At 40.8% G+C, this 15,162-nt stretch carries 7 protein-coding genes and 1 pseudogene; 2 read left to right on the top strand and 6 right to left on the bottom strand.

The features are described 5' to 3' along the window. Nucleotides 1–173: transposase family protein (locus CYK47_RS13855; protein WP_164709160.1), on the top strand; the 173-nt coding region annotated here is incomplete at its 5' end. Between the two features lie 106 nt (nucleotides 174–279). On the opposite strand, the gene CYK47_RS13850 is transcribed toward CYK47_RS13855, so the two are convergent. Genes CYK47_RS13850 through CYK47_RS13835 form a run of 4 tightly spaced genes read right to left on the bottom strand, consistent with a single transcriptional unit; the run spans nucleotide 280 to nucleotide 12,736 of the window. Further along, nucleotides 280–639 (bottom strand): SMI1/KNR4 family protein, encoded by a 360-nt coding sequence (locus CYK47_RS13850; protein WP_122902395.1) that lies wholly within the window; start codon nucleotides 637–639, stop codon nucleotides 280–282. Nucleotides 640–695: 56 nt separating this feature from the next. Further along, on the bottom strand, nucleotides 696–10,379 hold the full coding sequence (locus CYK47_RS15650; RefSeq protein WP_122902394.1) for a hemagglutinin repeat-containing protein: 9,684 nt from the start codon (nucleotides 10,377–10,379) through the stop codon (nucleotides 696–698). Nucleotides 10,380–10,428: 49 nt separating this feature from the next. Further along, nucleotides 10,429–10,953, bottom strand: a complete 525-nt coding sequence (locus CYK47_RS13840; protein ID WP_122902393.1) for a toxin-activating lysine-acyltransferase — start codon at nucleotides 10,951–10,953, stop codon at nucleotides 10,429–10,431. Nucleotides 10,954–10,990: 37 nt separating this feature from the next. Then, nucleotides 10,991–12,736 (bottom strand): ShlB/FhaC/HecB family hemolysin secretion/activation protein, encoded by a 1,746-nt coding sequence (locus CYK47_RS13835; protein WP_122902392.1) that lies wholly within the window; start codon nucleotides 12,734–12,736, stop codon nucleotides 10,991–10,993. An 886-nt stretch (nucleotides 12,737–13,622) separates the two neighbouring features. On the opposite strand from CYK47_RS13835, the pseudogene CYK47_RS15840 reads away from it, so the two are divergent. Further along, a pseudogene (locus CYK47_RS15840) lies at nucleotides 13,623–13,853 on the top strand (hypothetical protein); the annotation flags it as partial. A 3-nt stretch (nucleotides 13,854–13,856) separates the two neighbouring features. On the opposite strand, the gene CYK47_RS13825 reads toward CYK47_RS15840, so the two are convergent. Beyond that, the gene (locus tag CYK47_RS13825) at nucleotides 13,857–14,651 is read right to left on the bottom strand and encodes a MipA/OmpV family protein (RefSeq protein ID WP_122902391.1); all 795 of its coding nucleotides are present in this window, start codon (nucleotides 14,649–14,651) and stop codon (nucleotides 13,857–13,859) included. Between the two features lie 156 nt (nucleotides 14,652–14,807). Then, nucleotides 14,808–15,162, bottom strand: a 355-nt coding sequence (locus CYK47_RS13820) for a transposase (protein ID WP_164709217.1), incomplete at its 5' end; no start/stop codon positions are given.

Here is a 15,162-nt window from a genome sequence, read left to right as displayed (position 1 = left end):
TTGAGAAAAAGTACAATAAACTGATTGGAAAAATACGAGTTGTGATCGAACACATCAATAGTCAATTGAAAACATTTAGAATATTAAGTGAACGCTATCGAAATAGACGGAAAAGATTCGGTTTACGTATTAACTTAATTGCTGCACTGGTAAACCGAATAAACTTGCAATAACCACTTTCGCAAGAGGTCTATTATTTATTCATCTTGAGAACATACTAGTAAGCAAACGTATATTAGAGCATTTCTATGTCTCACTCTATCATCTTCTAAGAAATATTTAGATATTATTCAATACAAAACTCAACCACTCATCAAAATTTTCTTTTTCATAAAAATTCTCTTTATTCCCTAAATCATATACAAAAACTTTAGGGTCACCGCTATGATCTGTTAAATCAAAGCATGCGGCCCAATCTCCATCTCGGGCAAAATCAAGTAAATTTCTTTTTCCAGTTAATATATAGTAAATATTTGTAATTTCTTCTAAAGGTTTTTCTGCATCAGAAAACCACCAAGAAAAATAAGGTATCGAATTTATATGCTCCAAATCTAATGACAACTTCAAATAACTATCCGGATATTTAAATCCAACTGGTAGTTCTTTCTGTGAATATGGTTTAAAACTAATTTGTTTCATTCTATATTACCGTCTATATAATCTTAAATAAATATTGATATTAATAACTAATTTATTTATTTTTTTACTATTTTAGGATCATAGAGACTCCCATAAGGAAATTGTATTGACCATCCGTCAGGTGTCCCTTTTTGAGTTTCTTGTCTAGAAATTCGTAATTTAATAGCATCACCCCATGTATTTGGTGTGACGCCATTTGATTTAAAACGCATTTTTTCTGCGGAATTTAAGGGTGTATTAAAATCTCTAATCTTTGCCTGAACATTTACTCCAGCTTCACGTGCAGCCAAAATACGTGTGTTATCCATACTCGTAGCTGTACCATTTGGCATGATTACAATATCAACAGGGTCGCCATTCCATCCATCCTTTTGCATGCTTTTAACCATACTCTCATAATTATAATGTTGTCCTCCTTTCTGATAAGAAACAGTGGCTTGAGAAAACGAAAGTTTCGTTGGGTCTAAAGAAATTGTTTTCCCATAATTAAATGCTTCTGTAATTGAATCATTATCTCGATAAAAATTATTAGTAATTGTAGCAGCAGTCTTAGAGCCATATTTTTTCCCAATATTTTCAATTGCTTCTTCGGTTAATTTAATAGGGCCATTTAAAGTCTTAGAAAAACCTAGACCAAGCATTGCAACTTTAGCTTCTTGTATTTCCTTTGGAGTCAAATGCTCCTTAGTTATTGGGTCATATTCTGCACCCATTGCAGCTGCTAACTGCCTTATTGTTAAATCATTAATAACCAGTAGAGTTTTTTCACCCAAAGTTTTTTCAGGTATTGGACAGATATATCCTGTTGGACAAGACCATTTTTCTTTTTTATTTTCTTTAACTACCTTTCCATAATTCTCATCAATAATCGAAAAACCATTATTCTCCACTGCATTCTGTCCAATCACACCTGCCAATTGCGCGTTGTAACTCGAGTCTCCTACCGCTCCACCTATCACTGCGCCAATACCTGCTGTTAAATCTCTGATTTGCGCTTTCTCAATTTCTGATAGTAAGTTCGCTTGGAACTCGCCATTTACAGAGTACTTAGGATCATCTTTATATTTTTCTGCGAGTTGGTTGGTTAAGTAGTTTGCTGCCGCTTCACTCGCAACTGCTGCACTTCCGCCTGCCGTTGGGTCACCACCGTTAATGTAGGCGAGGGTTGCACCCAATATCGCATGAGATACTAACTGTGCTGCGGTGTTCTTATCCGTGCCATGACCAAACTGGCCTCCAATCACCTGAGCTGCATACGGTGCTAGGGTATTGGTCACCACTTGTAAGTCGGTTTGTCCACCCAACGCTGCTGTAATCGCTGTAGTCACTGCATTCAATGCTCGACTGCTATTACCACCCATGCCCCATGTTTGTGCTTGGTCTGCTGCGTCTTTGTATGCTGGTAAAGCATTTTTCAGCAGATTTTGTTTTGTTACATAATCCTCTGTACTGTTATATTCAGCCCACTTTTCTCCACCTTCTGCTTTTAACTTGTCAATTGCTTGAGCTTCTGCTGCTTGCTTTTGTGCTTCTGCTTCGGCTTGTTTGTTCTGGCTATAGGTACGTGTTGCTGCAACAATCGTTGACGTTGCATCTGAAACAATCTTTTGCTTGTCTAAGATCGCCTGTAAGTCGGGAACTTCAGCTATTTGTTGGTTCGCGGTATTGATATCGCTATGGATACCCTGTTCTTTAACTGTAGTATCTTTGCCACCAATATTAATATTGCCTTCGCTGATCGTGGCATAGGTCGTGCTGCTGTCACTGTCTTTATCTTGCTGCGGCAAGGTCGGACTGAATGTGGTGCTGTCTCTCCAATTCACATTGTTGGTGTATTCTGCACTTGTGCTGTCTTTGCCTTTCTCCTCACCAAAGCGTGTGCCGCCAGACAGAGCCAGTGTCGTTGCATTATGGCTGCTTTCATTTTCGATGTTGCTGAATTTTAGACTGTTTGCAGTGAGATCATTATTTTCTTTTGAAGCGGTAGAGGCAATTGCGCCGCCTTGCAAATCAACATGGTCTGCTTTGACATGGTAGCCGCCATCCCCTGCAAATAAGCCACTTTGTTGCTTAACACTCTTAGAATTACCTTTCGCGCTTGAGTTATTAAAATTACCCGATGCATCCCATGCTGTGCCTGCCGAGACTTGCACACGTGCACCTACACCCATTTGTTTGCTATTTTGCTCTAAGGTATCTTGTTGGCTAATGATGTTTAAGTTTCCGCCCACATCTGCATCTATGCGGTTGGCCGTAGCTTGTGCGCCTTTCAGCGTAGTATCGCCTTGACTCTTGATGCTGATTTTATCTGCATTGAGTGTCGTGTTGTTATGTGTGGTGCTTTCTAAGTGATTGCTGCCTTTGCCATAACCTGCCTCTGCATAAACATATACGCCTGTTTGCGCGCCTACCGATACACCCACACCTACTTGTGCACCTGCATTACTGTTCTTGCCATCTGCATATTCTTTGCTTTGTCCAGATTCAAGTAAGATGTCTTTGGCTGCATCCAGACTAATTTTATCTTTGGCATTTACTTGCGTATTTTTAAGGTGAATGTCTCCCTCTGTACTGGTCAGGTTAATGTTGCCGCCTGCATTAAGTACATTGCCTTGTGATGTTGAATAACTGTTGTCTTGGTTGTTCTTGCTGGTGCTAAAGCCTACGCCTGCTTCAGCTTTAAACAATGCCGCTTTTGAGGTCACAGCATCCGAATTTTGTGCAAGTGCAGCAATGTCTTTTTGTACATTATTAATCGTATTGGCTGTTTGGTAGGCTTGAGCTCCTGCTGCAAGGCCTTGCAGGGCCTTCGTGCGGTCATCAGCTTTACTCTTTCCGGCATTATCGACTGCATTGATTAAATCAATGAGTGGCGATGTAATTCGGCTAAATACACCTACTTTGAGGTCTTTGCTCGATTGGCTGTCACTGCCTGTATTCTGGTCATCGACGATGCTGATGTTTTTTGCGGTAATGTTGATATCTTTACCTGCAACGACATCGGCTACTTTTTGGTTATAGTTGTTACCAGCATTGATGTTGACACTACCATTTAAACTGCCCACTTGGCTACGTTCTTGGCTAACACGTTCATTATTCGCCTTGTTTTGGTTTGCCATGTAACCATCAAAGCGTTCTGTATCTGAGATTTGTGCACTTCCCCAGCCTTTGCCCTTTTTATCTTCGCTTTGGTTAAAGCTGTTTTGCGCTGATTTGATGTTTACGTCTTTGCCCGCATTCAGGACAAGGTCATTTGTAGAGACCACTTTACTGCCCACAATATTAATATTGCCATCATCGGCTTTTATTGTGGTTTTGCCGCCTACAGAAAGTTCTGTACCTACACTTTGTACCAAACCACCATTGGCTTTTTCTTTGTCATTATAAACACCAAGCGGGGCTATATGGTCTCGGTTATCAATACTAAAGCCTTTACGTTTAGAGTCCGCGGTTTGGCTTTCAGTATTTTGGGTTGCTAACAAGTCAACATTGTTTTTGGCATGTAGCAATGCATCGCCTTCGGCCGAGATTTTCGCGCCTTGACTACGGATATCACCCTCTGTGGCAATAATATTTAAATTCCCGCCAGCTTTGACTTCTGTACCTACAGATTGAGTTGAACTCGTATCTTTAGTTTTGCTGGTTTTTTGGTTATGTGCTTGGAAGACAACAGGTGTAGTTGCTGCCATTGTCGCTTTACGCACAGTTTCTGCGCTGGACATGATTTTGCCAACTGCACTGTCCGAGAAGTCATTATTGTCTTGGCTCTTTTTCGCAGAGGCCGCTGCTGCCGCTACACCGCTATAGGTGAAGCCAATCGAGATACCTGAACTCTTACTCTCAAATTTAGATTGAGTGTCCTGCTGAACATCCGCAGCATCAAGGTGGACATTTTTACCTATCAGGTTGATGTCTTTACCTGCTTCTATGATTGAAGCTTCTGCAGTCAAATCTTTACCTGCAATAATGTTGGTATTTCCATTTACACTACTCACTAAGCTTTGTGTGAGCGATGTCGATTGAGATTTGTCATCTTGTTTTATATTTGACTTTCCATAGCCAACACTTGCTACGCCATCTGAGAAACTTGCACTTAACCCAGATTTTTTAATACTGTATTCTGCTTCATTCGCATACTGGTTTTCTGCAGCACTGATCTTAATTTTTTCTTTCGCTTGAATTTGAGTCAGCTCATCTGAAACGACATTACTGCCTCGGATATCAAGATTATTGGCATCTAAAATGACATTTTTACCATCTAAAGTACTAACAATCGCTTCATTACTCATGTTGCGCACATGACTTTGACTTAACTTCGTACTTAATATGCCTTTCTCTTTAACTTTAAATGCTTGCTCTGTATCCGATAACTTTCTGCCTTCTGAAATATCAATATCTTGCTGGGCTGATAGGATAGTCGAACCTTGCTCACTGGAAATTTGTGAACCTTTCACCGTGATATTTTCAGCTTGTAGGCGTGTGTCGCCGGCGCTCTGAAGCACGGAGCCAATATCTTCCTGCTTTTTCTCATAATTAAAATTATCTTTATTTGCATAACCCTTATTGTTAATGCCCGTCTGAATTGCCCCAATGGTTAAATCGCCTTGGCTTTGGATAGACGTTTGACCATTGGCATTCTGAATTTCCGAACCCACTAATTTGGCATCACCACCCACACGGATTGTAATGGTTTGGGTTAAGTTTTCAGTATCTGTAGATACTTGATTCAATGGTGTTTTAGTATAAATTCCAGCTACACGGTCTATGCCTATATACGTAAAGGCACTCTCACCGACTATATTTTGACTGTTTTGAATTGAACTGCTTAAGTTAAAGTTCCCGCCAACATTTAAATCTGCTGTTTTTTCTGCTTGAATCTGTCCACCGACAATATTTAAATCTTTTTGAGTTGTAATCCCGACTTGATTTGCCTGAATTCGGCCATTCATCAACTCAACATTATCCGCATTTAAAACAACTGCTTGACGACCTGCAATCGTCCCTGAATTAAATACATTTCCTTGTACTTTTAAATTGATTGAGTTTGCAGATATTAGCGTTCCATCAGGTTTTAAATCCCCCTCTCGGGCTTTGACATAAACTTGCGGCACTAGTGTTTTAGCTGTGCTTCCATCTGCAAGTTTTACCGTTTTCTCTTCTAGCCAGACAATATCACTGGTCAACTGAGCAACCTGTGCTTCTGAGAGTGCAACCCCTACACGTAATCCATACTGTTTAGCAAATGATAATCCATTGTTCATCAAAGCTTTGTATTGCTCTTCATCGGAACCGTAACCTTCTAAGAAACGGAAACCTGTGAGCTGAGCAACTTGATCTTGTACTAAACGCTGTTCATAAAAACCATCACCAATTCGCTTTTGTTGCATGGCTGGATCAAGCCCGAGCGCATCCAACATATAGTCTGATGAAAGCCATTTTTTATAATTGGCAAATGCTGGATCAGTCTCAATAATATATTGCGCTTGGCTGTCTTTTGCCGTGATATATAATGCATTGCTAGGCAGGGTCAAATGATCTTGTTCGACTGTTCGGATGCTCACATCTTGGCTTTCAGGCTGCTGGCTGGTCAATGGCCCCGTCACCACTGTATTTGCCGCATCAATATTGCGTTGTACCGTTTGGGTATTCAGCTGTTCAGTCGGATCAATATTGCCCTGACTTTGCGTATATTCTTTAACCTCTCCCAGTTTAACTGGTAAAACTGCAGCAACTGGGGCTGGCTGATAAGTTACTTCATCCCCCCATTTATTGCGATGCTCTGTCCCTTTTGAATTCCAGCCCACTGTATGTGATTGACTAAATCCGCCTGGCGCAACCGTATCTACACGATGCAAATCGGTGTTGTTATTATTAATTTTATCCAATCCGCTGGTAATCGCTAAACCAACCAGCACTTGGCTATCTTTATTATTAAATGAAGTATCAGCATCAAAGCCAAGATTCCCTCCAGCGATGATTTGAGCTGGACTCGTCGTCTGAACTTCTTCCTCACTATGGATATTGGTATAAATATAGTGTGTCCAATCCTCACCTATTTCTTTTGTAGCTTCACCGCCTTCAACCGCGGGTACCCATAGTACCGCATCATCAGCATCACCGCTATCTGTAAGCTTAATGACTTTCGAATCCCAACGCTGCCCATTTTTTTCATATTCAGTTATTTTTTCTCGGGACTTTTCAATCAGTTCAATCACCAAATTTTCATTGGTATTTTGAATCTCTTTGGCACCTAAATACATATCTCCAAGTGATTCAATTCTCGCACTGCCATTATAAATTTGATCCGCACTGCCTTGGGCTTTCAGATTTAGATCTAAACTGCCGCCGATATTTAAATCGCCTGCGCTAAAGATCCAAGCATTGTCTTGTGCTTTCTCCTTTACAGCCCCGCCTGACTGGTTATTAAGCGCTTTCACGCCTAAATCCATGTCTCCGCGTGAGGCAATCACAGCCCCTATACCAGCAGCATTTGATTTGTTGTCTAAGGTATCTGCTTGAATCGCCACATGGCTGCCATAAATACGGGCTCCATCATTCCACACCTGATTGGCTTGGATATGGGTGAGTTCACCATTGATTAAGCCTTGGTTATGAACTGTATCTTGTGCGGTTAAATGCGTATCATGTGCTGAAAGACTCGCGCCTGTTTCATTGCGGATATTTTTCGCGCTTACTTGTAGTTTTTGACCCGCGCTTAGTTCAGACTGATTCACGAAATCATTTTCAGTATTTAGCTTCAATGTCCCATTCGCTAAGATTTGGTCATCTTTGGTATGGGTGTAGCCTTGTTTCAGATCAATATCAATATTGCCTTCACTGATGATTTCCCCCTGATTCATCAGTTCATTCGCTTTGAGATTCAATTGGTTTTTCGCCAACAGTTCTCCACCTGCATTATTGACGCTGAGTGTTTTATTTGATGTGCCAATATTTAAAGCATTGAGGCTGCTCAGCATGCCTAACTGATTATTCAGCTGCTCGCTTAGGTTTAAATTGGCTTGATCCGTCGCACGAATCACGCCAGATTGGTTATTCAATTCGGCTGCAGTAATCTCAATATTTTTTGCATCAAAACCGCCAATCACGGCTGCATCTTTGGTTTGCGCATTGAATACTTGATTGGCTGCTGCAGTCAGTTTTTCGCCTGCAGCAATATGGCTTCCTGCTCCACTGTTATTAATCGTGTCTGCATTCAAATGAACATTTTGCTGGGCTTGGATTTGTCCAGCGGTGTTATCAATTCGTCCGCCCGCTGATTGCTGCTGGATGTTTAAATCGGTTTGGCTGCTGATTTGACCGGCATTGTTATTTAGGTTCTGTGTGCTTATTTGCGCTGAACCACCAGAGGCAATATAACCCTTGCTATTATCAAGCTGGCTCACATGGGCAAGGTCTAAACTGCCTTGGCTGAGTATGCCTGCGGTACTGCCCGAATCCTTATTGATTAAGACATTGTTGTTGGTATCAATTTCAACCGACTGCTTCCCTTGGATGAGACCCGCTTGGTTATTTAATAGGCCTGTATTTAATTCAACCACATTGGCGATCATTTTTCCGCTTTGATTGTTCAAGGCATTGAACTGCGTATTGATCTTGAGCGCTTGTTCAGCTGCAATTTGCCCATTGCTATTGTCTACATCAGCAGCCTCAATTTGCACATTTTTTGCAGCGTAGATATTGCCCTGCTGGTTTAAGAGCTGTTGTGCTGTAAGCTTAAGATTCTGCGCTAAAATTTCACCTTCGGCATTATTTAAATGGTCCGTATTCAGGACCGCATCGCTCTCAGCAGAAGCAATAATGCCTTTACTATTATTAAGCTGTGAAGCATCAATATTTAATTGCTGCCCCGCGACAATTTGGCCTTGGCTATTCTCAAGCCCCGCCGCTTTTAAGCTAAGATTCTTGCTGCTTTGCAATCGTCCTAATGTATTGTTCACTTGCACCGCATTAAGATCAAAGCTTTCGCCTGCAATCATGGAACCTTTTTGGTTATCCACATTGTGTGCAGTGATATTCACCACTTGAGCAATGAGTTGACCGTTTTGGTTTTCAAAGCTTTGTCCATTGAACTGCAATTCAGGAAGCTGAATTGCACCGCTATTATTTATAATGCTGCCCTCTACCTTCAGGCCAATATCCGCATTATTTAAAATTTGTCCTGACACATTATGAATGTCTTGGACAATTTGAATTTGACCGGCATCAAATGTTTTTAGCGTTAAATCAACAGGTTCAACCACCGTAATTAAACTGCTGTCTTGTGCAGATGAGTTTTGTTCTGGGTTTGTGATAGGTGGTGCTGTTGTATCTGTTTGATTGCCTGGGGTATTATTTTTCGACGCTTGCCCAATCACACCTTGACTATTATCTAATTTTTTAGCTGTGAGATTCAGCTCTTGCTGTCCCGTTTGCTGTATTTGACCTTTAGCATTACTTAAGTTCTGCGCGCTAAGATCAATCCGTCCCGCATTCATTACTCCAGTATCGTTATTGATCTTAACCTGAGCATTGAGTTTGAGTTCATCACTGGTCGCAATTAATCCGCTATTCTGAATGTCTGCCGCATCTACTTGAATTTTGCTTTTTGTGCTGCTGATATTGCCGCTGTTCACCACATTATGCGCTTGAATGGCAATCTGATCTTTATTCGCAACGATGTTGCCTGTATTGACTAAATCACCATTGGCATTCAAGGTCAGCTGATTTTCAGTGGCATTGATCGAGCCTGCATTACGCACACCCAAGCCAGCCTCTGTACCCACCAAAAATATCTTGCCTGCATACATGCCGCCCAGCTGTGCAACATCCAGCGCGAAATCAGGCTTTGCAGTCTGTACAGAAGACTGACCATTGACTGCGTTAGCTTTAGGCGCAGTTTGGTCTTTGACATCAATATCATTTTGGCCCAGCACCGTAGTCAGCTCATTGGCATACAGACCAGCGTTGACATTCAAGGCACGTGCGTAAATATCGGTGTACGGCGTTAAGCTGCCATTAAGGCCTTTGCCTTCAATCGTCACCTGTCCATCACGTACACGGAATGATTCTAAATACCCCTGATTCACCACGGCTTGGCCCGCTGCCAAGCTGAAACGGTCAGCATTAATTACGCCGCAGCCGTCACAGACCAACCCCGATGGATTGGCAATCACCACTTGTGCAGACTTACCCGCAACCTCTAAATAACCTTTCAGCTGGCTCGGATTGCTGCTGTTCACTTCATTTAAAATAACTTTGGCTTCGCCTTTTCCAAGCCATGGGTTGCCCTGCACCCATCCGCCCAGTTGGGTCTGCACATTATTGCGCGAGTTGTTTAATATCGCGCCTTCTTGTCCGACATCAAACTGTGTATAGGTATTGCGTGAAACCCCGCCAGCACTTGGCGTTTGAATATTCACTTGAGTGAGGCCATTGCTGCTGTTCAGAACAGTCGCCTGCTGTGAGCTCGGTGCTGATTTGTCGGCAATAATTTGTGTATTCGCCATACTACTGAGCGGTAAAGTATAAACTACAGCACCGAGTAAGCTAACTACAGCAAAATTCAAGGGGTTTAATTTTTTATAAATACTTAGAATCAAGGACGCTGTTTGCTCTGAATCACTATCACCGGTAGCAGTAGTTTGTCCGGCAGCTTTAGTTTTACTTTTTACAATTTCTGCAACTGCGATAAACATGCTCCGAGCTTCGCTAAAAATAATGCGATAGTGATTCTTATTCATGATGGTATGCCTTATTTCTTAATATTCAATTGTGTTGAGATTCATTGAGTCAATGCTTTTTAGCTAAAATAGGATGTTGCCTAATCCAAGCATCAGCTGCCGTTTTTTCAACTAATTTCCCATGAAAATTCATGACTTTGAGTCCATGAATATCACCTTTGTGATATAACGCTCTAAGACATTGTTGTGGGAATAAGTAATTTTCAATTATCCGTTTCATTAATTTGCTGTGTCCATGCGGCGCGAACCAATGAATCAGCCACATGCGGTCCCCGCTATCCCAATTTGGATGTGTATATATCCAACGCTCAGAATGAACGTATTCAGCCTCTTGATTTTCATCAAGATTTGCCCATGAGATATAGCCCAATGGCTGAGAGTTTTGACTTAAAAGTGCAAATTGACGGCTTTTAATGGTTGGTATTACCTGTAAGCCCATATCTGAAACGGATAAATGTGTACAGTTTTCAGAGACAAACCATAGCCAAGTTATTGCACCTAACACTTCAGCTTCATTCCATTGCTCCGCGGGAAAAAGCGCCGGCGAAATAACATCTACATTTTCAAATTTCATCTGAATAAACCAATTTCTAACTCAGTCATGTATTGATTCAATACATCCAGTTTAGGCTAAAGCCTGTAGTATAATCATCAGTATTAAAGCCATCTGGCTTTTTCAAAGGTGCTCCAACGAAAACGTCATAGCTGACTGATTTTAACATTTGGCCGCGCAAGCCCAAGACAGCGCCCATTAAGCTAGTCCCCACTAAAGGATTCGGTTCACGTGTGGTTTGTCCCCCCACTTCGCCATAGTCTATGCCTGCATACCATTGCATCGGCAATTTGAACATTGAGCCGCTTAATTCGTTACGCACTAAAAAGCCGTTACCTGCCATTAAGGTCTGCTCACCGTCAAATCCACGCACCGTATAGCGGTTGCCAATGGAAAAACGGTCTTGCGGCGTCAGCGGTTTTTGGCTATGCTGCATGCGCCATTCGGCTAAATACTGCAGGTTTTGCTTGCCTACTTTGAACGGCACTTGCAGGCTGGTATTGGCTTGCCAAATACCCACATGCGTATAGGCTTCACCAAATTCTTCTTCTGGCGCTTCCATCGCTGAAAATGCGCCCGTACCACGTTTATAGGTCACAGCCCCATTGAGCGTTGCGTTAGCCAAATATTCGGTATGCGCCAAACTGGCTTGCCAGCCCGCTGTTTTTCGGCGCTGTACCTCCACTTCCACATCCTCGATATAGTTTTTAGATTCACGCGCCCAACCACCAACAGAAGCCGTAGTTTTACGGTGTGCATCGCGGTAAATCACACGCGATAAGTCTGCGCTGAACAGCCTGCTTCTTCCGCTGTATTCATAGCTTTGATTAGCGCCTGCCACAGTCTGGTGATAATCTGACTGGCTTAAGCTTGTGCTGAGCAGCCAATATTTCATTGGAATGCTATAACTGAGGTAGTAGCCATCTGTGCCGCGCTTTCCTGAATCACCACCACCTAAATCATGATTATAGCTAGCAAAAAACAGATCATTTGCAGTAAAAAGATGGTCTAAAGACAGTGTTGCTGTGCCCTGATATTTACCTGTCGATTCTGAACCGGCGTCGTCAATACCTAAGTGAATGCGGTATAGCTTTGACTGTTGCCAAGCCAACTCCAAGTCGCTGTAGCCTGGTTGGTTACGCTGGGCAGATGGATAAATTTTAAAATCGGCTTCTACCGTGGGTACACGCTTGAAATTTTCCAAGCCCTGTTCAATATCGCGGATATTTAAAATATCGCCAGATTTGACCGGCAGTGCATTGAATTTATGCGCGCGTTTTGAGGTACCTTCGGCAAATTGAATTTGATCGACTTTACCTGCAATCACCTGCAGCTGAATTTCACCTGAAGCAATATTCTGCTGCGGTAACATTACACGGGTGGTGACATAACCGCGGCTAATGATTCGGTTTTGAATCAGATCCAACGCCTGATTTAGGCCTTGCACACCAATGCAACGGCCAATTAAATTGTGTTCGCCTTGAATGACCGGACGCATGGCAAAGGTAAATTCACGGGCATTTTTCCCCGTTAAAATAAATTTTTTAATTTCAAAACAGAGGTCTTCACTGTTGGATTGTAAGTATCGTAGCTGCGGCTCTTCTTGTAATCCTTTTTCCAGACCTGTTTGCACACTGGCAGTAGGCTGAAGCTGCTTTTCCAATGCTTGGTCGCGTTGTAGTTGACGGTTAAATTGATCTGCAACAACAGACTCAGGTAAAGGCTCATTAGCAAATATAGATGAACTATATGAACATATAAAAAATAAGCCCAAAATCCTTTTTTTAAACTTTAAATTCAACATTAAAATTCTAAGTATTTATGATCGATATCCACTTTTATTATGTCAAAACCAAGAAAAAAATGAATGACATTTTTAATCAAACAAGTAAGACATAGGCATAATGTTGGTATTTTAAGCAAAAATACCTAAATTAATCTTTTAATATTAATTACTTATATCACATAAACATAATCTAAAAGTAAAATTTAACTACACTAAACAATAAGAAATTATAAAGAATCTGATATATAAAACACATATTTATTAAATAATGCGTGAATTGTCAACTTTTTAATTCATTAATAATTAACCTGAATTATGACTAAGAAATTTAGGTAGTGCTCAAAATCGACGTATTTTTGTAAAACGGCTATCAAATAAACCTAAGTAAATCCACCCAAAGTGATTATGGAAACCATTACTTAACTTTGTACACACTACCAATCACCCAACATCTTTAAAAGATGTTCACAATAAAAGCAGCAATATACCATTCCATTGGGAAGACTATGGTCGCTCTAGTGTGCTAAAACCTAAAATAAAACACACAGAAAAGCAAAAATAGTTAATTATAGGTACCTATCTTTAAAGAAGTAGCTTACGGGGCATACAAAGCTTATTTTGGGGTGGCACCTGAAACACTGATCGGATGGATAAAAAAGTAACTCATCAAAGACTACGTGACGATTTGCTGGGGGCTGATCCAATAAATGTTCTAGAAATGGATGAACTATAGAACTTTGTAAAAACCCGTTTTCATTAGGTTTGGTTTTGGGTTGTTCTCTGTCGTTTGACATCTTCAATGGTTACTTATGTCTGTGTTCAACATAACACTAAAGCATGTACATATCTACACAGTCATATTCCCAAGTTTTATTTTAATTGAGCAACCTATAGTAATTATTGGTCAAATTATACGGAAATATTTGATCCAAATACACATTCTGTAGGAAAGCGTACAAGCCTAACCAACCATGTTAAGCGCTTCAATGCGACGTTAAGAAATCGTTTAGGACGATTCACCCGTAAAACTTTAAGCTTTTTCAAGAAGCAAGAGAGCTATGCAGCTACCTTGCATCTATTGTCATTGAAATATAATCAGGATAGGCAAGACAGGTGGATAGCACGGCATATCTGAACACTACCAGAATTTATAAGAAACTCCCACATAGAAATTAGTTGAAGAGCTTTTATCAATTAGTGGCCCCTCTTTCACATTATTAGGCAAAAATTTCTGCATCGCCACGCCTGAGACACTAACCTTATCTGTAAGCTTGTAATTGGCATTCAAGGAGACATGTGGAATAAAAACATTATCTGGCTGATAAGCATCGATACCACGAGCAACTTCAGCTCCCAAAATACCATAGTAATAATTTGCACGTTTGTCTGATAACCAATCTACCCCTAGATTTGGTATTAGTGTCAGTTGAGGATTTAGTCTCCAAAGATATTGATAATTAAGCCTTACTTCTGTTCCATCACTTGCACCACCAATATCATTCACCGCCTGCATGGAGAAGATGCCATATGGTAATCGAACAATGCCTTCCAATCCTAAATCAACACTACGATCGCGATCTTCTAGTTGTGATTTATTTATATTTTTAGCGCTAAGTTTACTTGCACTTAAGTCACCAACATCAAGATTCATCATATTGGCGCTGGTAATCGCATTTACAGCAAAAAATCGTTCAGCATATACCTGCGTACCAGCGGTTAAACCTCGTACAAAAAAGCGGTCGGATTCGTAAGAAATGACTGGCACTGGTATAACTTCAGTTTTTTCACCAATATATACACCACTATTACCCACCATTCCTAAACCTATACTGAGTCCCTGAGGCTTACCTATTGGCGGTCTTTGTTGTTGTTCAGCAGCTGAAGAAATTACAGGAATAAAAAATAGGCTGATTAATCCAATTTTTCTAAACATGTTCAATCCATTATTGAAGTACGTATAAATTACAATATAAAGAATATAGTTGTGAAAGATATGTGAATTTGATTAATTTCCCATATAGTCCTAATCTTTATGCCACCCCTCCTATAATATCGACATAAACTCAATATATTAGACTTCTTTCATAAGTTATTTTTTACTCAGCTCCAAATTGTAGATGCCCGCGATCAAATGAAATCTTAATCCGAGTCTTTTTCCTCGGTTTCGATAACGCTCGGCAAGGATTTTGAAGGTTTTTAAACTGCCAAATACATGCTCAACCCCAATTCTTCTTTTATTAATTTCTTGATTGTAAAATTTTAGCTCCAGATCTAGTTTGCAGCGCTTTTTTGCTTTTAATGGCAATAAGCTATTTGAATATACTGTATAGATCCCTTGATAACCTTTATCTGCAAGGATAAAGGCACCTGCAGGAATCTGATTCAAGTTGCGTTTGAAGAGTTCGAAATCATGTACAGCACCACGATTCGTACATAAACTCAGA

It is taken from the genome of Acinetobacter sp. B51(2017) (assembly GCF_003711395.1).
GTDB lineage: Bacteria > Pseudomonadota > Gammaproteobacteria > Pseudomonadales > Moraxellaceae > Acinetobacter.
This window is presented reverse-complemented; position numbering and strand designations above follow the sequence as displayed.